General features: G+C 37.1%; 22 protein-coding genes and 1 pseudogene. 11 read left to right on the top strand and 12 right to left on the bottom strand.

All coding sequences use genetic code 11. The annotated features are described in order from the left end of the window. Positions 1–181: 181 nt before the first annotated feature. Positions 182–1279: a TauD/TfdA family dioxygenase gene (locus tag JNG87_RS18635; protein ID WP_202840289.1), complete on the top strand. Its 1098-nt coding sequence runs from the start codon at positions 182–184 to the stop codon at positions 1277–1279. 294 nt (positions 1280–1573) lie between these two features. Here the strand turns inward: JNG87_RS18635 and JNG87_RS18630 are convergent, their stop codons facing one another. The 7 genes from JNG87_RS18630 to JNG87_RS18600 form a co-directional block, all read right to left on the bottom strand. After that, complete coding sequence (locus JNG87_RS18630) at positions 1574–2386, bottom strand: alpha/beta hydrolase (RefSeq protein WP_202840288.1); 813 nt, start codon at positions 2384–2386, stop codon at positions 1574–1576. 167 nt (positions 2387–2553) lie between these two features. Further along, positions 2554–3531, bottom strand: coding sequence for a 3-oxoacyl-ACP synthase III family protein (locus JNG87_RS18625; protein ID WP_202840287.1), 978 nt, complete (start codon positions 3529–3531; stop codon positions 2554–2556). Between the two features lie 127 nt (positions 3532–3658). After that, positions 3659–4249, bottom strand: a complete 591-nt coding sequence (locus JNG87_RS18620) for a Crp/Fnr family transcriptional regulator (protein WP_202840286.1) — start codon at positions 4247–4249, stop codon at positions 3659–3661. 97 nt (positions 4250–4346) lie between these two features. Then, complete coding sequence (locus JNG87_RS18615; RefSeq protein WP_202840285.1) at positions 4347–4868, bottom strand: GNAT family N-acetyltransferase; 522 nt, start codon at positions 4866–4868, stop codon at positions 4347–4349. A 17-nt stretch (positions 4869–4885) separates the two neighbouring features. Beyond that, on the bottom strand, positions 4886–5467 hold the full coding sequence (locus JNG87_RS18610) for a nucleosidase (protein ID WP_202840283.1): 582 nt from the start codon (positions 5465–5467) through the stop codon (positions 4886–4888). A 102-nt stretch (positions 5468–5569) separates the two neighbouring features. Next, complete coding sequence (locus tag JNG87_RS18605) at positions 5570–6271, bottom strand: DsbA family oxidoreductase (RefSeq protein WP_202840281.1); 702 nt, start codon at positions 6269–6271, stop codon at positions 5570–5572. 206 nt (positions 6272–6477) lie between these two features. Continuing rightward, positions 6478–7674, bottom strand: coding sequence for an MFS transporter (locus tag JNG87_RS18600; protein WP_202840279.1), 1197 nt, complete (start codon positions 7672–7674; stop codon positions 6478–6480). A 255-nt stretch (positions 7675–7929) separates the two neighbouring features. Between JNG87_RS18600 and JNG87_RS18595 the strand changes: the two genes are divergently transcribed. Next, positions 7930–8661, top strand: coding sequence for an MBL fold metallo-hydrolase (locus JNG87_RS18595; protein ID WP_202840277.1), 732 nt, complete (start codon positions 7930–7932; stop codon positions 8659–8661). 10 nt (positions 8662–8671) lie between these two features. Here JNG87_RS18595 and JNG87_RS18590 read toward each other — a convergent pair whose 3' ends face one another. Continuing rightward, entirely contained in the window at positions 8672–9013 is a 342-nt protein-coding gene (locus JNG87_RS18590) for a helix-turn-helix transcriptional regulator (RefSeq protein WP_202840275.1), read from the bottom strand. Positions 9014–9613: 600 nt separating this feature from the next. Between JNG87_RS18590 and JNG87_RS18585 the strand changes: the two genes are divergently transcribed. Beyond that, positions 9614–10207 (top strand): Crp/Fnr family transcriptional regulator, encoded by a 594-nt coding sequence (locus tag JNG87_RS18585; protein ID WP_202840273.1) that lies wholly within the window; start codon positions 9614–9616, stop codon positions 10205–10207. Positions 10208–10248: 41 nt separating this feature from the next. On the opposite strand, the gene JNG87_RS18580 is transcribed toward JNG87_RS18585, so the two are convergent. After that, a complete protein-coding gene (locus tag JNG87_RS18580; protein WP_202840271.1) occupies positions 10249–10878 on the bottom strand; it encodes a chloramphenicol acetyltransferase in 630 nt (209 codons plus the stop codon). A gap of 213 nt (positions 10879–11091) precedes the next feature. Between JNG87_RS18580 and JNG87_RS18575 the strand changes: the two genes are divergently transcribed. Beyond that, the gene (locus JNG87_RS18575; protein ID WP_202840269.1) at positions 11092–11937 is read left to right on the top strand and encodes an NAD(P)-dependent oxidoreductase; all 846 of its coding nucleotides are present in this window, start codon (positions 11092–11094) and stop codon (positions 11935–11937) included. A 1-nt stretch (position 11938) separates the two neighbouring features. Next, a complete protein-coding gene (locus JNG87_RS18570; protein WP_238349617.1) occupies positions 11939–12394 on the top strand; it encodes a PPC domain-containing DNA-binding protein in 456 nt (151 codons plus the stop codon). Positions 12395–12517: 123 nt separating this feature from the next. Here JNG87_RS18570 and JNG87_RS18565 read toward each other — a convergent pair whose 3' ends face one another. The 3 genes from JNG87_RS18565 to JNG87_RS18555 are packed head-to-tail and all read right to left on the bottom strand — an operon-like array spanning position 12518 to position 14537. Next, the gene (locus JNG87_RS18565) at positions 12518–13321 is read right to left on the bottom strand and encodes a helix-turn-helix domain-containing protein (RefSeq protein ID WP_202840267.1); all 804 of its coding nucleotides are present in this window, start codon (positions 13319–13321) and stop codon (positions 12518–12520) included. 18 nt (positions 13322–13339) lie between these two features. Then, positions 13340–13741 (bottom strand): GlcG/HbpS family heme-binding protein, encoded by a 402-nt coding sequence (locus JNG87_RS18560; RefSeq protein WP_202840265.1) that lies wholly within the window; start codon positions 13739–13741, stop codon positions 13340–13342. Positions 13742–13745: 4 nt separating this feature from the next. Further along, positions 13746–14537 (bottom strand): SDR family oxidoreductase, encoded by a 792-nt coding sequence (locus tag JNG87_RS18555; RefSeq protein WP_202840263.1) that lies wholly within the window; start codon positions 14535–14537, stop codon positions 13746–13748. Positions 14538–14731: 194 nt separating this feature from the next. On the opposite strand from JNG87_RS18555, the gene JNG87_RS18550 reads away from it, so the two are divergent. The 6 genes and pseudogenes from JNG87_RS18550 to pdeM all read left to right on the top strand — a co-directional run bounded on the left by JNG87_RS18550 (position 14732) and on the right by pdeM (position 22825). Then, positions 14732–16189: a S41 family peptidase gene (locus tag JNG87_RS18550; RefSeq protein WP_202840261.1), complete on the top strand. Its 1458-nt coding sequence runs from the start codon at positions 14732–14734 to the stop codon at positions 16187–16189. Positions 16190–16328: 139 nt separating this feature from the next. After that, positions 16329–17351 carry a ligase-associated DNA damage response exonuclease gene (locus JNG87_RS18545; RefSeq protein ID WP_202840260.1) on the top strand — a complete coding sequence of 341 codons (1023 nt, stop codon included), beginning with the start codon at positions 16329–16331 and terminating at the stop codon, positions 17349–17351. Beyond that, positions 17348–18928, top strand: a complete 1581-nt coding sequence (locus tag JNG87_RS18540) for an ATP-dependent DNA ligase (protein ID WP_202840258.1) — start codon at positions 17348–17350, stop codon at positions 18926–18928. The genes JNG87_RS18545 and JNG87_RS18540 overlap by 4 nt, the downstream gene beginning before the upstream one ends. Before the next feature lie 19 nt (positions 18929–18947). Continuing rightward, positions 18948–21401 carry a ligase-associated DNA damage response DEXH box helicase gene (locus JNG87_RS18535; protein WP_202840256.1) on the top strand — a complete coding sequence of 818 codons (2454 nt, stop codon included), beginning with the start codon at positions 18948–18950 and terminating at the stop codon, positions 21399–21401. Positions 21402–21570: 169 nt separating this feature from the next. Further along, a pseudogene (locus JNG87_RS18530) lies at positions 21571–22131 on the top strand (2,3-bisphosphoglycerate-dependent phosphoglycerate mutase); the annotation flags it as partial. Positions 22132–22180: 49 nt separating this feature from the next. Next, a complete protein-coding gene (pdeM, locus tag JNG87_RS18525; protein WP_202840254.1) occupies positions 22181–22825 on the top strand; it encodes a ligase-associated DNA damage response endonuclease PdeM in 645 nt (214 codons plus the stop codon). Positions 22826–22875: the final 50 nt, after the last annotated feature.

The raw sequence follows: 22875 nt of genomic DNA, 5'->3' as shown, positions 1-22875 counted from the left end.
TTGTTGTGGTTTTTTCGATATATGATTATATATATCTGATAGTCAGGTTTTTAAATTTTACATTTTTTATTATATTTTATTTGGTGATTGCATAATTATTACTAAATTTGACTCGACTATTGTTATTTAGAATAATTAAAAACAAAGATAAAAATTATTATTTAACACCAAATTTTTTTTAATGAATTCTACAGAAATTTTAGATAAAGACTGTTTAACAGCGGTAAAACTGCTTCCTACGGTCATAGAAGTTACCTCTCAGGAAAGAAGAATGATAAAAGATGCGGCTTTGCATCTTCAGAAAAAGTATGACACTTATGAAAACCGTGATTTTATTAAGCATGTGCATCAGCTGGCGTCTTATTTTTTACCCGAGAGAATTTTGCATATAGCGGCTGATTTTGCGAGTGACTTTTCAAAAAATCAATATGGTGCACTGATCTTTACCGGACTCATGGATATCGATCAGGAGAATATAGGCTCTACTCCTCCCAACTGGCAGGCGGCCGATTATTCAAAATTTAATTTATATGGCTTTGCATGTGCCCTTATCCATGGCGCACTTCCATCAAAACCGGTACAATATTATTCACAGCGTAAAGGCGGCGGACTGATCCATGCCATCATTCCTGATGAAAAAATGAAAGAAACACAGACAGGATCAGGATCTTCTACAGATTTATATGTCCATACGGAAGACGCTTTTCTGAAACATCAGGCTGATTTTTTAAGCTTTATGTATGTGAGAAACGAAGAGCAGGTTCCTTCAACGCTATATTCCATCCGTTCTCATGAGTCTATCGGGGAAAAGTACAGAGCTCTTTTTGATCCTATTTATAAAATTCCGAAAGATGCCAACCTGGAAACGGGAAACAGTGAAGAAGAAACCCTGGATTCTGTATTGTATGGCAATTACAGCCTTCCTTTCATGAGATTCGATGCTGCTGAACAGCTTTTCAATTCCAGCATCAGACAGTCTGATGAAGCGCAGAATACACTGCATGAGTTCTGGGAAGAAGCCCGACATTTGATTTATTCAGGATTTACTCCTCAGGCTGGTGATGTTATTCTTGTTAATAATCACTTATGTGCTCATGGAAGATCGGCCTTCCGTGCGGGAATAAGAAATATTGACGGTATAGAACAGCCATGTGAAAGAAGGATCATGCTTCGTATGATGAGCAAAGTAAGTCTTATCGATATGAGAGCACACACCCTTACGGAAGATCCGTTCTTTGTGATAGAGGAGCATTTGGGGAAAAACTTTCAACATTTTTAATAGAATGCCTGGTTAGTTGGCATTTTTGAACATTCAATCAATCGAAAACCTTTTTGGGCATAGCTCAAAAAGGTTTTTTATAAATTTTAAAACTTTACAAACCACAAAAGTCACAAAAGCTTATATATTAATACATTTTAGTTCAATGAAGCAAGTTTAAAATGATGCTGCAAAAAAAGTTCACACTAAGTTGAAAATCAAAGATTTTAGCAAAACTTATGCGTACTTATTCCGCATAAAAATTTGCTCTAAAAATTTATTTGGTTAAAAACTTTGTGTCTTTTGTGGAGTAATTTACTGTTTAAAAAACCTGTCAAATAAAGACAATTGTTCAGATAATGATCTGCTCCAGTATTCCGGAACGTGCCCGCCTAAAGATTCTGTGTAGAGATGCTGGATCTTCATTTCAGTCAGCTTTTTATGAAAATTCCTGTTCATATTAATCATTTGAGTGTCTTCTGTACCACAGTCGAAAATATATTGCTGATCTGCTGCGGCCATCAGTTTTATTTTGTTGTCCGTAAGGAAATTCGGATTGATAGACTCCAATGGTCCCAGCACTTTATTCACCATATATTTCTGATATCCTTCCCCGAACGAATTGAAGTCCAGTGCTCCACATGAACTTCCAACGATTCCAAATGTCTTGTTATACGTAACCCCGATGTTGGTAGCTCCATAGCCTCCCATACTCCATCCTAAAATCCCGCGGAATTTTTTCTCAGCTTTCACAGGATAGTTTTTATCAATGAATTCTACCAGCTCTTTTCCAATAAAGGTCTGATACTGGGAATCCTTAACAATCGGGCTGTCTACATACCATGAACTGTAGTTTCCATCCGGAAGGACATAAATGGTTTTAAATTGCTGAGCTTTTTTAACCAGATCAGGAATATCCTGTTTGATAATCCTGTCCGGATTACCGCTGAAGCCATGAAGAATATAGACAGATGGATACCTGGTATTAGGCTGTAAATTGGGAGTGATGATCACTGTTTTGATTTTTTTATTCATTTTCGGACTGAAAATTTCCTGATGAATAATTTTTTGTGCTGATAACTGTACAAATGCAGTCAGTACAAATACAATGTTGATAAGCTTCTTCATGCTGAAAAATTTTTAATTAATCATAATCACTGGTATCATATTTCTTTAAACATATTGTGTACCAATGCATCTTTAACAGAGCAAAATTGCAGCATAAAAAAAAGAAAAGCCTCAACCTATGTTGAAGCTTTTGTTAATTCTTTTCATAAAATTAGATCAGTCAATGATTAATATTTCCAAAGCATTAATCCCGCCTGATAGCCTGTTCCCAGTGTCCATATGAGAATATAATCTCCTTTTTTTAATGATTTTACTTCTTTTTGATATTGGTCTAAAGCTAAAAATGGACTGGATGCTCCGGTATACCCAAGCTCTTTAGAGTAAAAAGGAATTTTTTCCTCCGGCAACTGAAAGTAATCGCGGATAATATTGATATTCTTGATAGAAAACTGTGAAAATAAAAACAAGTCAATCTGCTTCAGACTTATCTGATTGCGCTTTAAGAAAAGGGGGATATTTTCCAGTGCAAAATTGACACTTGCCATTCCGTCGAAAACACGATCCCAGGTTGCCAGATCGCCATGATGATGACCTGAACTTCCTTTAGGTGGGTAGAGCACGGTATTACAAAAGCTGCTGTCTGTATGATATAGTACATCTATTAACCCTGAGGTGTCGTCCCCATCATTTTCTACGATGAAAGCAAAAGCAGAATCTGAAAGACAAAAAGCAGTAATCGGGTTGTCAGGATCTAATATCCTCGAGAATTTTTCGGCACAAACTACCAAAGCTTTTGTTCCGGACCGGGTCCCTTTTAAATATTTTGACACCTGATCCAGCGCTATAAATGCTCCAATACAGTTGGCATTGATATCATAACATAAGGTATCCGGTTTTCCCTCTAATGCATGATGGATCTGGATAGCATCACAGGGAATATGATGTTCAGGAGAGCTGCTTACAAAAATAATAATATCTATATCGAGGATAGAAATATTACTTTCATTAAAAACTCCTTTTGCTGCTTCAATTCCCATAGAAAGTGTAGTTTCAAAAGAATTCTCCGGAACAATAAAACGTTCTGCCCTGCCTAATGCATTCTGGATTTTTTGTATTGAAATTTCCTGCCTTTCAAAATGTTCAATAACAGCTGTATTATTTTCTACAAAATCAGGATGATAGAAATACGTGTGATGTAACTTCATGTCTGGTTAATATTTTAAATTATATCTATCATTTGTGATATAATGTAAATTTAACATAATAGCAGGATATATCCCGGAAACATGAAATAAATCATTAATAACTGATTATTATAAATACGGGTAAAATTTAATGGTATTTATCTCCCTGAACTTCTTTTTTGATCCGGCTGAGCTGTGTAGGTGTAATTCCCAGATAAGAAGCAATGTGATGCTGTTTCAACCGGTTGTAAAGAGATGCATCGTCAAGCAATTGCAAATATCTTTTTTTTGCTGTTTCATACTTCAGAGAAACCTCCAAAGGTTCTTTTTTTACCACCCAGTTTTTTTCCAGATAATGCAGGTGAAAAAGAGCCAGGTCATGGTGTTCTTCCAACAGTTCACGGTAAGCTTTTGCGGGATATTGTATTACTGAGCAGTCTTCCAATGCAATAATATTGAAATCGCTGGGTTCGTTTCTAATAATGGCTGCTGTGGAAGCTACAAAGGTGTTTTCTTCAAAGAAAATTTTATAGATATTATTCCCCTGTTCATCTACTGTGTAATATCCTATCAGTCCTGACTTTAAAAAGTAATAATATCTGGCCATAGAACCGGATTCCAGCAGAAGATCGTTTTTGTGGTAGTATTCTTCTGTACAGATATCCAATAAATCTTTAATGGTTTCCTCAGATAAAGGATAATAGTGATTAATATGTTTTACAAATTCTGAATGCTTCATTTTGGTATTTGGAAAGTGTAAAGGATTGTATTACACAATCATCTGTGAAACCCTGTGTAATCAGTGGTTACATACAATCTTTCTGTTTTTCAGAAAATTAATCCAATACTTTTTTCATCATCAGATCGGTCTGTTCTTCTTCCCCAAGCCTGAAAATATGCTTATCAAACTCAACGAATCCATTTTTTCTGTAAAATTGTAAAGCTCTCAGGTTTTTTTCCCAAACCCCAAGCCATAAGTATGATTTACCAAGCTGCTCAGCTGTTTCCAAAGCCTGGTTATAAAGAAGCTGGCCCACTTTTTTACCGTGATGGCTTTTCTTTACATAGATTCTTTCAATTTCAAGGGCGGTATCATCCTGAAGTTCAGTCTGTGCCTTTCCGGAATTGACTTTCAGGTAACCAACCGGATTGTCTTCTTCCCAGGCAATATAGAAAAATGAATCAGGATTATTCAACTCTGATTTTATTTTTTCCGTATTAAAGCTTTCTTCCAGATACTTTTTCATAGCCTCTTCCGTATTATTTTCTGCAAAAGTTTCGGAAAACGTCTGTCTTCCTAAACTTTGTACAATTTCTACATCTTCGGCGGAGGCTTTATTAATGATAATTGAACTCATAATGATAAGAATAAATGTTATGAAAAAAGGATTTTCTTAAATGCTTCGGAAGCCAGATGTACCTGTACACTCCAGTCGTCAGCAGCATCACTTCCTGCATCGTCAGAAATATATTTCAGGCATAAAAACGGAATGTTTTCCTGTTGGGCAATCAATGCCAGCGGATAGGCTTCCATGTCTACAATATTGTAATCTGTTTCGGAGTGGTTCATTTCAAAACTATCACCGCTACCACAGATTCCTTCTTTCAAAGTATCCATTTTAAGACCATATTCCAGTACAGGTGGTACTCCTGATAATGGAGTTTCATATAATTTAAAACCAAGTCCTCTTACATCCATATCCCGCTGGATGAATTTTGTACAGCATACGACTTCTCCTTTGTGAAATCCCTTACTTCCGGCAGAACCTAAATTCACGATCAGTTTAGGTTTTCTTGTATGAATTTCTTTGGTTAATTCAATCGCCGCATTTACTTTTCCGATACCGGTAATCAATTTGTTTTTATCGTCGAAAACGGTTCCTGCTTCAGAATCTAATGCAAAAACAAAAAGGGTATCATCAATTGAGTAATGGGTGTTGTTGTTAATTTTTATCATTGAAAAATCAAATTTACACAGCTTTTATTACTGTATTACAAAGATACAAGACTCTGTTCAATTAAAAACCCCAAAATAAAACTATTTTGGGGTTCTGATATCTTAAATTCTGCATCCGTCTGCATCACAGGAAGCTCCGTTCTCACCGGAAATATCCTTAAACGGGCTCACCGTTTCTTTGTAAGTCTGCTGGAGTGCATTTTCAAATACCTCTGCAGGCTGAGCTCCGGAAACAGCATATTTACCGTTCAGAACAAAGAAAGGAACTCCGGAAATGCCATTGTTTCTTGCCTCCTGAATATCCTGATTCACTTCATAATCCAGTTGATCTGTTGTAATAGCCTGCAGTGCTTCTTCTCTGTCAATCCCTAAGCTTTCAGCAAGAGCTGTCAAAACTTCAGTATCTCCAACATTTTTGCCGTCAATAAAATGAGCGATAAATAATGCCTCTTCCATTTCATTGGATTTGTTGTGCTTTTTAGCCAGATGAAGCAATTTATGAGCGCTGAATGTATTGGTGATCAATGTTTTTCCGAAGTTGAAATTAATTCCGGCCCCTTTTCCCATTTGGGTAACCTGTCCCAGCATTTGAGCAGCCTGGGCTTCAGCTACTCCTTTTTTCTCTCTGAAATATTGAATGGTATCCTGAGTTTCTTTCGGATCTAAAGTTGGGTCCAGCTGAAAACTCTTCCACTCTATTTCTACTTCATCTTTAAAAGGAAGCTTATTCAAAGCCTGTTCAAAATTATTTTTTCCGATATAGCAAAACGGACACATTACGTCCGACCAGATTTCTATTTTCATTGTATTTAATTTTAAATCAAATTAATAGTACAAAGATAGGGTATTTTATTTAATGTAACAAAAATTATTACAATTTAATCCTCACAGGTGGGAAGAACCTGGCTGCGTTCTGCAGATCCGGAAATTGAATAAACCTGAAAATAGAAGAAGCGGGATTTTATCTTTGATAAAATCCCGCTTCTTAAACGAATCATAAATATAAAAAATTACATTTCTGCGTTTGCTTTATTGACTTTTTTTGAAAACAAAATATGGGCAATCAAAGCCAGTACTCCAAATACAGTTCCTACAAGACATACGCCGGTCCATTGAGCCTTTTGCCAGGCAATAGAAGCCAGCCATGTTCCCAGTGATCCTCCAATGAAGTAAGAAACCATATACACTGTATTCAGTCTGTTGACTGCATTTGATCTGATAAGGAAATAATTGGTCTGGTTCATAATATGGCTTGACTGTACCCCTAAATCTACAAGAATTACTCCTACAATCAGTCCCCAATAGGTTTCACCTGCAAAATAGGTAAAGCCCCAGCTTCCGATGACAATCAGTAAAGAATACAAGATAATTCTGTTAATATCCAGATACTTTTGAAGTTTTCCCACCTTAGCAGCAGCTAAAGCTCCTACAGCCCCGGCTAATCCAAAGCTTCCCACGACAGAAGAACCTGCATTAAAAGGTGGTTTTTCCATATGAAAAACCAATGTGGTAAACAAAGCACACATAGAACCGAATGCCATTGCCCCACGGAATGATGCCAGCTGAAGAACAGGCTGTGTTCTTGCAAGATGAGCTACAGACTGCATCAGCTCTTTATAGCTACCTTTAAAATTGGGCGACATTTCCGGAAGCATCTTATAGACAGCTAACCAGACAATGACCATCAATCCTGCCGCTATTCCAAACATAGCTCTCCAGCCCCAGACTTCTCCTACAATTCCTCCCACAAAGCGGGACAGAAGAATCCCGAGTAATAATCCGGACATTACCAATCCGATGTTGGAGGATTTTTCTTTATCTGATGAAAGTTCTGCTGCAATAGGGACAAATAATTGTGGAATAACTGAAGTTGTCCCGATCAGTAAGCTGGCTGCATACAGCATCCATAATTGAGTAGCAAAAGTCATCCATAAAAGTGATCCGAAAACAAGAAACAAATCAATTAAAATGAGTTTCTTGCGGAAAAATTTGTCTCCCAACGGAACAATCAGCAAAAGCCCTAACGCATAACCGATCTGAGTCAGTACAGAAATTTTACCTGCTGCACTCTCAGAAACCTGCAGTTCCTCTGAAATAAGGGCCAGTAAAGGCTGATTATAATAATTGTTCGCCACCACCAGTCCGGAAATAACGGCCATAAGCCAGATAACAGTCCGGGAAATACCATTGGAAGAATTCTCCTGCATTACGTATAAAGTTTTATTTGAATTGAAAGTAGTCTGAAAGCAGATAACGATATATACTGTCAGATTTTTAAGAGATCAAAGATAATCATTAAAAAAGGAAATAATCTGCTCTTTTCTTTTACATTTTTACGAATGCTGCGTGATTTTGAGATAAGTAGAATGATTTCAGTATTCTGTCTGTCTGATTGTTTTTATGGATAATATATATTGACGAAAAACTTTTTGAATCTTAGAAATAATAAGGAAATTTGCAGCATGAAAATCATTCCACTTAAAGAAGGCAATTTTTCGGCAAGCAAAACCAAGGATTTTACGCTTTTAACAGAAGAAAATTTTGATAAGGCTGGTGGAATCAAAATGTCGGTTCAACCATTTCTTATCATCACTGAGAATGACCATATCCTTCTGGATGCCGGCATTGGCTGGAAAAACAGTTCCGGAACAACTGTGGTTTCAGAAATTCTTGAAAAGGAAAATATCCGTCCTCAACAAGTCACCAGGTTATTGCTGTCCCATCTTCATAAAGATCATATTGAAGGAGCTGTGAAGCTCACAGAAAATGGTTTTGAAGCCGCTTTTCCAAACGCTCAGATTTATATACAGAAACGCGAACTGGATTTTGCAATGGAAAATAAAGGCAATCCGTCTTTTGATTTTGAGATCCTGGAAAAACTGATTCAGCTCCCGAATATCACATGGATGAATGATGATAAAGGACAGATCACAGATGAAATTTCCTATGAAGTTGCAGGCGGACACACGCCTTTTATGCAGGTGTTCTGGATCAGAGAAAATAATGAAACTGTTTTCTATGGAGCTGATGACCTCCCGCAGGCTTCTTATTTAAAATATCATTTAGCTTACAAAAGTGATTTTGACGGTAGAAAGGCGATGGAATTACGGCTGAAGTGGGAAAAAGAAGCAAAAGAAAACCGCTGGAAAATCCTTTTGTATCACGATTTGGATAAAACTATTGTAGAAGTTTAAAAAAAATGGTTTAAATTTCATTAAACCATTTATAGATATCAAATTCCGAAGGGATATTGAGTTTTTTTCTGATCCTGTTTTTCCTGTTTTGTATCGCTTTTGGAGTTACAAAAATACAGGTTGCAATTTCCTTTGTTGTCATATTGAGCTTAAGGTAAATACAAAAGATCAATTCAGAATTTTTTAGTGCAGGCTGTATAGCAGATAACTTCTTAAAAAAATCGGGATAGACGAGTCTGAATTTATTCAGCAGTCGTGGAGAATTTGCTTTGGCAAGAGCCATAATTTCGTCTTGTACAAGAATCTTTTGATTCAAATCCTCTATGTTCGTTTCAGGTTTTTTATTTTTCATAATACTTTCTCATCTCTACTTATTTCAGATACGGCATCTTTTGCGCATATCAGTACAAAGTCTTTTTTTCTCTTTTCTATCTGTATTTTGCTGATTTACTAATTGAGGGTAAATTAATTTTTATGTATTCAAAATTCTGTTACTTTTAGTTAATATAATGTAATGTTTCATAGTGTATAGGTTGTATTTATTGAATAATTATGTTAAAAAAATTCCACATGTGAATTTTATATCAATTTTATATTGGCAAAGAAAGAAAAAATGATTAAAATTTTATTAAAAGCGTGTACCACATAGATACCACGTTATTTTTTTAATAAAATTTCTTAACAGCTTTTATCAGCCTGTTTGCCATTGTTTGTACTGTTACTTTTTGATGGGTTGTAAATGTAGTGGATTACCAAGGTTACTTTTTATGATCTGGATCAATATTTAAACAAAAGAATTACTCAAAAAAAGTGATTATATGTGGTATATTAATGGTACCACATTGCATAGGAAATCAAGAAAATCACAGTTCCTTTATTATTATAAATTTTGAAGCATTAAACAGTCTCTTAAAGAGCATTTAAAATTTTAGCTGAAAATAAAAATAGAACTATGATCACTGAAAATTTACTCATCTCATTTGGAGCCGAAATTAAAAACTATAAAGCAGAAGATATTATTTTCCGGGAAGAAGATTTACCAATGTATTATTACCAGATTGAAAAAGGAAAAGTTAAGCTTAATAATTATATGGAAGACGGGAAAGAGTTTATCCAGAATATATTATCAGACGGCCATAGCTTTGGAGAATCCTTACTTTTTGTAGACAGACCCTACCCGATGAATGCCATTGCAATGGAAGACTCCGGTATTTTCATCATGCCGAGACAGAACTTTCTGAAGCTGATCCAGGATAATCCCGAAATTTCATTAAATATCTATCAGTGCCTTGCAGAAAGGATGTACTATAAATATATCATGCTCTATAACCTTTCTTTTCAAAATCCGGTTTCCAGACTAAAACTACTGATGGATTATCTGAAAAGCTATCATGATGATAAAAAGCCTTATACTTTCCAGATTCCTCTTACCCGGCAGCAGCTTGCTTCATTGACGGGACTACGTGTGGAAACCGTTATACGCACCATAAAACAGATGGAAAAGGATCAGATTTTGAAAATAGAACGTGGGAAGATTTATTACTAAAAACAAAAGTCGGTTTTAAGTCCGGCTTTTGTTATAATGTCTTATTCCTGATTCAGTTCTTTCTGGAACTCTTCCAGGTATCTGGCTATATGAATGCCATCTGCCAACCCATGATGTGCTTCAATAGAAACGGGTAGATATTTTCTGCCTCCACGGATATTGAATCTTCCAAAAGCGATTTTTGGAACTGATTCTGTTGTATTAAAATCTGTAGGATGCAATATCGCACTGAATGAATTCCATGGAATAGTAGTATGTCTGATGTGATCTTTTCCCAGTCTTCCGTTGCTTAATCTCAAACCTGTGGTTTCATGTACTCCTTTTATTTCCTCCTGCAGTGCTGCATTGAATGTTTCAAAATCTTCTGAGAAAGGAGTGAATGAAAAACCGAAAGTACCATCCGGTCTTCCGATCGTACTACCGGCATGAACGGTGTCAAACTGTATCACCTGCCCATCAATAATTCTGAGTTTCAGCTCATCTACTCTATTAACGGCCACCATAGATTTGTGAAAATAATAGGCAAAAAATGAATACCCTTTTTCTTTGGCGGTATCATAAGCTTTTGTACAGTCCACCTCCGTTGTAAATCCAAAATAAGGGCTTGCCATATTAGAAAAAAATTCAAAATGTTCTTTTCTGTTCCAGTTGTCTATATCTACGATCTTCATTAATTCTTATTTGCTGCAAATTTCTGAAAGTTTATCCGGTTTTAAAAGCTTATGGATAAAAATATAATTAAATCTTAATTGGGTAAAGGGATTGTTTGGTCGATATTTTGCTGCAAAACAAACGTATTTTATATACTCATTGATCTCCTTTCAGAGGACTCATCTTCAATCAGGATATTAAGACTTACTCAATAAAAAAATAGAAAAAATACTATGGAAAAAATCGGATTCATCGGATTAGGAAATATGGGACATCCTATGGCAAAGAATATTGAAAAAGCTGGATTTCCGCTTTCAGTGTATAACAGATCTTCTGAAAAAGCCAAGGATTTTGAAGAAAAATCTACAGTCTGCATCCAGATTAAAGACCTTGTTCAAAACAGTGATATTATATTCACAATGCTAACCAACGACACTGCTGTAAAAGCAGTATACGAAGAAATTCTTCCACTAAATATTCAAGGGAAACTCTTTGTAGATATGAGTACGATCTCACCCGAAGCGTCTGCAGCAACATCTGCTGGTGTGAAAATAAAAGAGGCCTCCTTTATTGATGCACCTGTAGCAGGAAGCACCCAGCCGGCAAAGGAAGGAACCCTGATCATTATGGCAGGAGGTGAAGAAAAAGACCTTCAACGGGCTATACCCTACCTTTTGAAAATGGGAAAATCTGTAAAACATTTAGGTGAAAACGGAAAAGGTATTGCAGGAAAATTATCTGTCAATTATTTTCTGTCTGCCATTTATCAGGGGCTTGCAGAAACAGTTTTATTGGCCGGAAAGCTGGGGATTGAAAGATCAGACATGCTGGAAATAATCAACGAAAGTGCGAGCGGAAGCGGGGCAACCAAAGTAAAAACCCCTATGCTGACTGCCGATCAGTACGCTCCGGCATTTGCCCTTGACCTGATGCTGAAAGATATCCTTCTTGCCAAAAATGCAGGTGCCGATTATCCTCTGTCTGAGGCTCTGGTTCAAACCTATCAGAATGCACATGATAAAGGATTCGGTCAGGATGACGTTATAGGAATCATCAATTATTTGAAAACAATACAATAATATGGAAATCATGAATTATAAAGGAAACCATTGGTCTGCAAGGAAAGTGGATCATATTTACATCGTTAGTATTGAAAATCATTCCAATATTGTAGAAACTTTAACCGACTTTATCCAGAATCAGAATATCCGGGCGGGAGAAGTAACAGGAATAGGAGCTGTGAGTGAAGCCACTCTCCGTTTCTTTAATCCGGCCACCAAAAAATATGTGGACAGGACTTTCAAAGAACAGATGGAAGTCACCAATATTTCCGGAAATGTTTCTGAAATAGAAGGAAAACAAACCCTGCACCTTCACATTACGCTCGGAAGACAAGATTACACAGCTTTGGCCGGACACCTTCTGGATGCAAAAATTCAGGGTGCCGGAGAATTTATTTTTTACCCTTTGGCAACGAGAGTTGTAAAAATTAAAAATGAAGAAACAGGAATCAACTTTTATGATTTTGATAAATAATCCGGTTCCCGTGTAGTATTTTTAATCAAATATTTATTGAATGTTTTATTCGTTACATAAAGGTAAATACAAAGACACAAGAGTATTTCCTGTGTCTTTGCATTTACGGCAAACCAGCAATGCTTAAACCTCCGTAGTCGTTACTCCGAATTTCTTTTTAAAAGAAGAATAAAAATGAGATAAATTCTCAAAGCCCAGATCAAGATAAATATCTGAAGGCTTTTTATCCTGAGTTTTAATCAAATAATAGGCTTCCTTCAGTCTTTTTTCTTTCAGCCACTGTTTGGGAGCCATTTTAAATATTTTACTGAAATCCCTTTTAAATCCGGAAAGACTGCGTCCCGTAAGCCTTGCAAAAGCATCTACGGAAACATTGAACATATAGTTTTTGTTCATAAACTCTGCAAGATCAATCTTATGAGGCCCGGAAAAATCAAAAAGAAGATTTTTAAAATCCGGATTGCTCAGCAAAAGTAACTCTATGGCTTCTTTCACTTTTAATGCCGCTAACTTTGGAGGAATTTCCTTTGTTTTATTGATGTAAGGAATAAGAGAAGCAAAATAACTCCCAAAGAAATCATCAGGCTCAAAAAACAACTGCTGATTACCCGGAAAAGGTGTATTTGCTGCTATTCTGTTCTCCGTGGCATACTGTCTTAATGTTTCATCATCAAGCGTAATAGAAATAAACTGATACTTTTCGTTAGCGGAAGGATATTTGATCGTTCTGATCAGTTGATTTTTCCTCACCAGAACTACTGTATTTTCTTTGATCACAGTTTTCCCCTGTTCATGAAAAGCATGCGTTTCTCCTGAAATCTGAAAACCCAGAAAATAATCAGGAATAAACTCTTCATGACCTCTGTAAGATTCAAATGCGCATGAATAAACCAGTTTATCAAATATGATTTCAGAAGTATTTTCCATGATACAAATATCTGAAATTTACGCAATAGCCTGCGCTCCTGCCTCGGCAATTTCTTTATCCTGTTCCGGAGTTCCCCCTGAAGAACCTATTGCGCCGATAATCTTTCCGGCTTTATCCTGTAATACGACACCGCCTGCGATAGTCAGAAGCCCTCCGTTAGAGTTCAGCATTCCATAGCCATGGACACCTGTTTCTGAAATGATTTCTCCCATGATATCACTGTTAACTCCAAACATAGCCGCCGTTCTTGCTTTTTTAAGGGCAAAATCAATCACTCCGTAAACACTGTCCAGTCTGGCTAATGCGATAAGATGTCCACCGCTATCTACCACGGCAATGCTCACAGGAATATTCATCAATAATGCTTTTTCCTTTGCTGCATGTAAGACTTTTTCGGCAGTTTTATAATTCAGTTCCATATGATTAGCTTTTTGTGTTCCATGCATCTGCCTGAAGCTGTTTTACAAAATCTTCAGTCTCCTTTGGATGTACATTCCTGAAATTACTGTTGTCATCTAAAGCTACATTTACAATTACTTCAGCCATAGATTGAGGATCAAGCTGGTGCGCTAAAGATTCTGCAGCTCCATCAAAAGCAGATTCCGGAGTGAAATTGATTTTCGGATCATACCAGTGGAAAATAGAATCTACTCCCCTGTCATTGAAACCTGTTCCAAATAAACCCGGATTACAGGTTGCAATCTTGATATTGAATGGGGCAAGTTCAGTTCTTAAACCTTCTGCAATAGATTCCAGCGCATGTTTTGAAGCACAATAAGCAGCAACATAAGGAACAGTCCATAAACCTCCCATTGAAGAGGTGAAAACAACCTTCCCGCTTTTCTTTTCAACAAATTTTTTGATAAAACCCTGTGCAAGATTCAACGCACCAAAAACATTCACTTCAAACATAGAACGGATAATATCTACCGGTTGTTCTGCAATGGGACCTCCCTCCATAATTCCTGCGTTACTGATCAGAATATCTATATCATTGTATTTCTTTACAATATACTCCACATCTCTTGGGTTGGTTACATCCAGTTTATCCACGATCAAGGTTATTCCATGTTCCTTGGCTTCACGGATTAAATCACTCATCTGAGGATAGATCTGTGCAGTAGCAATTACCTGATGCCCTTTTTTAGCAAGCTCGAAAGCAGCAATCTTTCCAAATCCGCTTGCTGCGCCTGTAATTAAAATTGTTTTACTCATTGTATTCTTTTTTAATGATGCTCCAAAATTCAAAAATTTTTCAAAGGGCAATATTGGCTCAAGGTTCATTTTTATATTGCTGAAAAGCTCAAAAAAAACAGTGGAATAAGATTTTGTTTAATAACCTCTTTTTACATCATAAAAAGATAGAATTATCGTTAAATTTGTAACCTTTAAAAACTAAAAACCAACCTATGCTTAAAATTAAAATACTCCTTTTAATTTTTATCTCCTCTTCTTCTTTTAGCTATGCTCAAAACTGTAATTGTGAAAGTAATTATCAGTGGGTAAAAAAGACTTTTGAAGAAAATGATGCCGGATATCAGTATATCATTGATAAAAAGGGAATTTCAGCTTACCAGGCCCATAACGATGATTTTCTGAAAAAAATCAAAAATGCAAAATCTGATACAGAATGTACCCAGACTATTTATGATTGGCTTACATTCTTCAGATCCGGGCATTTTTCCATCAGAATGATCGAAAAAAGTAATCAGCAATCTCAGCCGCAAACACCAACCTCAACCACAAATAATAAAACAGAAACGGTAACAATAGATATTGATAAGTTTAAAAAAGAAATTGTTTCTAAAAAAGATTCTGATATTGAAGGAATCTGGGAAACCGAACCTTATACCATAGGGATTAAAAAAATTGGAGATGTATACAAAGGTTTTATCATCAAATCCGGAGCTGAAAACTGGAAACCGAATGACTTAAAACTGATTTTCAGTGCCGACAGGTCCAAAGGAACTTTCTATGTAAGGAATAAATCCGGCCTGGAGATAAAGAGCATACGTTTGGTGGGAAAAAACTATCTTGAAATCAATGAGTTTACCCTGAAAAGAGTTTCCCCTGCATTTGAAAAGGAAGAAGGAATTGAAACACACTATGAAGCAATAAAGGCTCAAAAACCTTTTCTGAAACCACTTAACAAAACAACATTGCTTTTGAGGATTCCTTCATTCAACGGCGCTTTGAAAAAAGATATAGACAGCGTAATTACAGCCAACAAATCTAAAATCGAAAGTACGGAAAATCTTATTATTGATATCAGATATAACGGAGGCGGCAGCGATAACAGTTTTGCTAAAATTATTCCCTATCTCTATACCAATCCTGTCAGAAATGTCAGAACGCAGTTTTATTCTACAAAACTGAATAATCAGAGAATGCTGGATCTTTATGAAAATTACCAGAAATACGGAATACCGGAAGACGAAAGAGAATATCTGAAAAAAGCGTATGATAAACTCAGCCAGAATCTGGGTAAGTATGTAAGTTTACAGGATGATGGAAGTACTGTAGGAATCAATAAGATGGATAAAATTTCTCCTTACCCTAAAAATGTAGGAATTATCATCAATAATGGAAATGGTAGTACTGCAGAAGAGTTTTTACTCGTTGCCAGACAAAGTAAAAAGGTAAAACTCTTTGGAACAACTACTGCCGGAGTGCTGGATATTTCCAATATGTATTTTGTAAATTCACCCTGCAACGAATTTAAACTGGGATATTCGCTCTCCAAAAGTTTCCGTATTCCGGATATGGCCATTGATGGAAAAGGCATTCAGCCTGACTATTTCATTGATCAGTCCATCCCAGATTATCAATGGATTGATTATGTAAACAATGTTTTGAATGAAAAATAAAATAATGAGCTGTTTTCAAATGGAGACAGCTTTTTTTGATGTTTTTCCGTAAAACAATCAGTTTTTACTTAATAAAAAATACCATATTATTAAAATTGGTTAAGTTTTTGAAGCGTATTTTTGTAAACCAGTCACACCATTGAAATTAATCACATTTACTAAAAAAGGAATTTACTGCCCGCAAGGGAAATTTTATATTGATCCCTGGAGACCCGTGGATATGGCGGTTATTACCCATGGCCACGCCGATCATGCCCGTTGGGGAATGAAAAAATACCTTTGTCATCATTTTACAAAACCTATTTTGTACCAAAGAATAGGACCGGATATCGAATGCCAGGGCGTGGAATATGGAGAAGTTATTACCATTAACGGAGTAAAACTTTCGCTTCATCCTGCAGGGCATATCATTGGTTCTGCACAGATAAGGCTTGAATATAAAGGATATGTAACCGTAATTTCAGGAGATTATAAAGTTCAGAATGATGGATTGAGCACTCCTTTTGAGCTGGTAAGATGTAATGAATTTGTGACAGAAAGTACTTTTGGGCTTCCCATCTACAACTGGCTGGAAGTTCCGGATTTAAATAATAAATTTCAGAATTGGGTACTGAAGAATAAAGAAAATAACAAAACCTCTGTTTTCATTGGATATTCTCTTGGAAAAGCCCAGCGTATTATGAAAGCCGTGGAAGAACTGGGAAAAATATACGTTCACTATTCCATCGGAAAACTGAATGAAGCCTTTGAAGCAGTGGGAATTGATCTTCCTGAATATACCATTGCAGATTTCAGGGAACGTCCGAAAGAAGTGGAACACGAAATTGTGATTGTTCCGCCTGCTTTACTAGACAGCAACGTAATTAAAAAGATTCCGGATCCGGCTACTGCAATATGCTCCGGCTGGATGCAGGTTCGCGGTGCCAGAAGATGGCGCAGTGCGGACGCAGGATTTGCGATGAGTGATCATGCAGACTGGAAAGGATTGTTACAGACTGTGAAAGCAACAGAAGCAGAGCTTGTACACGTAACGCACGGACAAACCGAAGTTTTTTCAAAATATCTGAACGAAATCGGAATCCAATCTGATGTGGTCGAAACATTATATGGTGAGGATGAAGAAGAATCTGAAAAAGAAACCCTTGAAACCCCGGAATCATGAGACATTTTGCAGAACTTATCAACGCTTTGGAAACCACCAATAAGACCAACGCTAAAATTGATGCCATCATCGATTATCTGGAACGTGCTCCTGATGAAGACAAAGTATGGTTTATCGCCTTATTTACCGGGAAAAGGCCCAAAAGAAATGTCAATACCAATTACATGAAAGATTGGGCACTGGAAATTACCCGGCTTCCTTACTGGCTGTTTCAGGAATCTTACTCTTCTGTTGGCGATTTGGGAGAAACATTATCCTTAATACTGCCTCCTCCCAAGGAAAAAATAGAACGTACTTTATCAGAATGGATGAATGATATCGTAAGTTTAAAAGGCAGGACAGATGCAGAAAAAAAAGAATTTGTACTGCAGTCTTGGAATGGCCTGGATTATACCGAACGTCTGATTTTCAATAAATTAATTGGCGGGAGCTTCAGAATCGGAGTATCAGACAAAACGTTGATCAATGCCCTGACCAGGTTTTCCGGCCAGGAACCGAGTGCCCTGATGCACAGCTTAATGGGAAAATGGCTGCCGGATGAAGTTTCCTTCAGAGAACTTATTGATGCGGAAAATGTGAATCCTGACAATTCAAAACCCTATCCTTTCTGCCTTGCCTATCCTCTGGAAAAACCGGCTGAAGAATTGGGAAATCCCGACGAATGGCTGGTAGAATACAAATGGGACGGAATCCGCGGACAAATCATCAGGAGAAATGACGAAGTTTTCATCTGGTCAAGAGGTGAAGAACTTGTTACAGAACAATTTCCTGAAATCACAGAAGTCATAAAAGCCATGAAAGGTAATTTTGTACTGGATGGAGAAATACTTGCGGTAAAGGAGGGTAAGGTTTTAAATTTTAATGAATTACAGAAAAGATTAAACAGAAAAACTTTAACAAAAAAAATGCTCTCGGAAATTCCGATTGAAGTTTTTGTCTATGATTTATTGGAACTTGAAAATAACGACCTGAGAGAAAAGCCTATTTCCGCAAGAAGAGCTCTTCTTGAAGAGTTATTATGGAATGAAAAGCCCAAAAATATCAGTATTTCAAAAAGTCTGGATTTTGAGAAATGGGAAGAACTGGATGCTCTTCGTGAAAATTCAAGGGAAATAAACAGTGAAGGACTGATGCTGAAACAAAAAAATTCTCCCTATCATTCCGGACGGAAAAAAGGCGACTGGTGGAAGTGGAAAATCAATCCGCTAACCATTGATGCGGTCCTGATTTATGCTCAGAAAGGAAGCGGCAGGCGGAGTGCTTACTACACCGATTATACTTTTGCCGTGAAAAACGGTGATACATTGGTAACTATTGCTAAAGCCTATTCCGGATTAACAGACAAGGAAATCATGGAGGTGAGCCGGTTTGTAACCAAAAATGCCATTGAAAAATTTGGTCCTGTAAGAACCGTAAAAGCAGAACTGGTCTTTGAAATTGCTTTTGAAGGCATAGGATTCAGCAACCGTCATAAAAGTGGTGTCGCCCTCCGATTTCCAAGAATTGTAAGATGGCGGAAAGATAAAACGGTAGACGAGATTGATGATTTGGAAGAAATTAAAAAATTAATACAATAGTATTTTAATCAAATATAAATTGGCAGCTTTTGAACATACCACCGGATTAAAGATCATCCAGCAATGGATGACCGATAAAGGTATTGCCCCTTTTAAATTTCAGCTGGAAACCTGGAAGAAATTTGGAAACGGATACAGCGGAATGGTCGTAGCTCCCACCGGTTTTGGGAAGACTTTTTCCGTGTTTTTAGCCTTGGTTTCAGACTTTCTCAATCATCCTGAACAATATAAAAAAGGATTGAAAATGATCTGGATAACACCCCTTCGTTCTCTTTCCAAAGATATTGCAAAAGCAATGCAGGAAGCTATTGATGAAATCGGACTCGATTGGACGGTAGGTGTAAGAAACGGAGATACCGATCCCAAAGTAAGACAGCAGCAGGTGAAGAAAATGCCGGAAATTCTTGTGGTAACCCCTGAAAGTCTTCATTTGCTTCTCGCTCAGAAAAATAATGAACGTTTTTTCACCGAAATGAAATGCGTGGCTGTGGATGAATGGCATGAGCTATTAGGTTCAAAACGTGGTGTGATGGTAGAACTCGGTATTTCACAGCTTAGAAAATATACCCCAAAAATGAAGATCTGGGGAATTACGGCAACGATCGGAAATCTGGATGAAGCCATGGACGTGCTTATTCCCTATGATATTAAAAAGACAAAAATAACCGCCAAAGAGCACAAAAAGATAGATATTATCCCGGTTTTCCCCAATGAAATTGAAATATTGCCATGGGCCGGGCACCTTGGCAATAAGCTCGCCGATAAAGTGGTTCCCATTATTCTGGATTCAAAATCTACCATTGTTTTTACGAACACCAGAAGCCAGAGTGAAATGTGGTATCAGTTATTGTTGGATGCACATCCGGATTTTGCGGGACAGATTGCCATTCATCACAGTTCTATTGATGCTCATTTAAGAATCTGGATTGAGGAAAACTTAAGTTCAGGAAAGTTAAAAGCTGTTGTCTCCACATCATCCCTCGATCTGGGTATTGATTTTAAGCCTGTAGACACCGTTATTCAGGTTGGATCTGCCAAAGGAGTTGCCCGTTTCCTTCAAAGAGCAGGACGCAGCGGCCACTCCCCTTTTGAAACTTCAAAAATTTATTGCGTTCCGACCCATTCTTTAGAACTGATTGAAGTTTCAGCGTTAAAAGAAGCCGTAAAGCAGAAAGTCGTTGAGCCACGGGAACCCCAGGTCCTGTGTTTCGATGTTTTGGTTCAGTTTCTTATGACATTGGCTGTTGGAGATGGCTTTTATCCTGATGAACTCTATGGAAGAATCAAAAAAGTGTATGCTTTTCAGGAAATGCTGGATGAGGAATGGAAAAGCATTCTCGAATTCCTGACCATTGGCGGCAGTGTATTAAAAAACTATGAAGAATTCCACAAGATCGTCATTATGGAAGACGGTCTGTATAAAGTCACTTCAAGGAAAATTGCAATGCTTCACCGGATGAATATGGGCGTGATTGTAAGTGATGCCATGCTGAAAGTGAAATTTATTTCCGGAGGCTATATTGGAATGATTGAGGAATATTTTATTTCAAAACTTAAAAAAGAAGAAAAATTTATTCTGGCCGGAAGAACCCTCGAGGTCGCCATGATTAAAGATATGACAGTCTACGTAAGAGCCGCTAAAGGAAGAGCTTTAGTCCCAAGTTATCTTGGCGGAAGGCTGCCGCTAAGTTCCAATCTGGGTCATTTTTTAAGAGAAAAACTCTCCCATGCATTAAGTCCGAAAGCTTCTGAAAAAGAACTGAAGTTTCTGCATCCGTTACTGATCAATCAGGAAACCAATTCCCATATTCCCAAAGAAGATGAATTTCTGGTGGAAATGATCAAGAACCGTGAAGGTTACCATTTGTTCATGTATCCTTTTGAAGGGCGTCTTGTGCATGAAGTCATGGCTGCTCTGATTGCCTATCGTATCTCAAAGCTCGCTCCTATTTCCTTTTCCATGGCCATGAATGATTATGGATTTGAGCTGTTCAGCGATAAGGAAATCCCTTTAAATGAGGATAATCTACAGCAGATTTTAACCAGAGAAAACCTGATGAATGATGTCATTGCAAGCATCAATTCTGCGGAAATGGCAAGAAGGAAGTTCCGTGATATTGCCGTGATTTCAGGAATGGTCATTCAAAATTATGCCGGACAGCAGCGCTCCAACAAATCGCTGCAAAGTTCTGCAGGATTAATTTTTAAAGTACTGGAGGATCATGATTCCAATCATTTTTTAATAAAGCAGGCGTATACAGAAGTTTTTAATATGCAGCTTCAGGAACAAAGGCTTGTAGAGGCTTTTAAAAGAATTGAAAAATCGGAAATTATTTTAAAACATTCCCGTTCCTTTACACCACTGAGTTTTCCGATTAAAGTAGACAGCTTAAGACAAACGCTGTCCAGCGAAGGTCTGGATGCGAGAATTAAAAGAATGTTGAAACTGTCTGATATAAGTGATATTTCATAAATGAATTCCTAAGTTCCTTCAATTTTAATCCTATTCTTAGCCTAATATTCTATGTTAATTTTCTTGATAAGATTAAATAATCATCGTAACTTAGAATATATCTTATAGAAGTTTAATACAATTTAGAATGGAGAAGTTGTTCCTGGTCCGTCACTGACAGTCACTCTGGAATCTTGAAAACAGATTTACAGGCTGGAAAGATATCGATATAACAGAAGTGGGTATCGAAGAAGCAAAAAAAGCAGGTATTGCCTTGAAAGGAGAAAGAATTGATATCGCTTTTACTTCTGCACTCATCAGAGCACAGCATACCCTCTCTATCATTTTGGATGTCATTGGAAATCCTGATATTCCTGTCATTCAAGATAAAGCACTCAACGAACGCTGTTATGGAAACCTTGAAGGATTAAATAAAGCAGACACAGCGCTGAAATATGGAGCTGAGCAGGTTCACATCTGGCGCAGGTCTTATGATGTAGTTCCTCCCGGCGGAGAAAGTCTTAAAGATACTTATAACAGAGTGATCCCTTATTTTGAAAGAGAGATACAGCCGTTATTGAAACAAGGCAAAAATGTATTAATTGTGGCCCACGGAAATAGTCTTCGTGCCTTAATTATGTATCTGGAGCATCTTTCTCCCGAAGAGATCTTAGAAAGAGAGATTGCTACCGGTTTTCCTCTGACCTATATTTTTGATGAAAAATTTCACGTCAGCCGGAAAGTTAGTTGATCCGGTTTAAATAGCTTACCTTTAAACCTTCAATTTTTCAATCTATCAAGTGTTTATAGCAACTAAAAATATTTCCATTCAAAACGAAACTTTCATTCTGACCAATCAGCGGGCGGCATTCTGGCAAAAAGAAAAAGCGTTGATTCTTTCCGATCTTCACATCGGAAAGACCGCTCATTTCCGAAAAAACGGCATTGCACTGGCCAATCATATTATGAAAAGTGATCTGGAAAGATTATCCGCTCTGATTGAATATTTTCAGCCGGAAAAGTTTGTGGTGGTCGGAGATTTGCTTCATGCCGGAGACAATTCTGATGTGGATGAATTCTGTATATGGAAAAATCAATATCCTGATATTCAGTTTTATCTTATTGAAGGAAACCATGACCGGATTTCAAAAACGCTGGAAAAAAAGTTATGTTTTAATCATAAAGCTGAATGGCTGGAAATAAATGATATTACGTTCATTCATGATTTTGATTCATCCAGATCCGGATTTCAGATTACCGGACATATCCATCCGGGAATTGTACTGAATTCTGCAGTAAAGAATATCAGGCTTCCCTGTTTTGCTTTAAGCAGCAATCAGTTATTACTGCCTGCATTCAGTGAATTCACAGGGCTGGACACGAAAAATCTGCCTAAGAAAAGTACATTTTTTGTGTTTACGGATGCGGATATTTATGAGATTTAATTTTTTTTATTATCTAAAAATACCCATGTCAAGGTTTCAAACCTTGACAT

Origin of the sequence: Chryseobacterium cucumeris, assembly GCF_016775705.1 — a bacterium.
Lineage (GTDB): Bacteria > Bacteroidota > Bacteroidia > Flavobacteriales > Weeksellaceae > Chryseobacterium > Chryseobacterium cupriresistens.
Note: the sequence above shows the minus strand (reverse complement) of the source record. Positions and strands in the feature narration are given on the sequence as shown.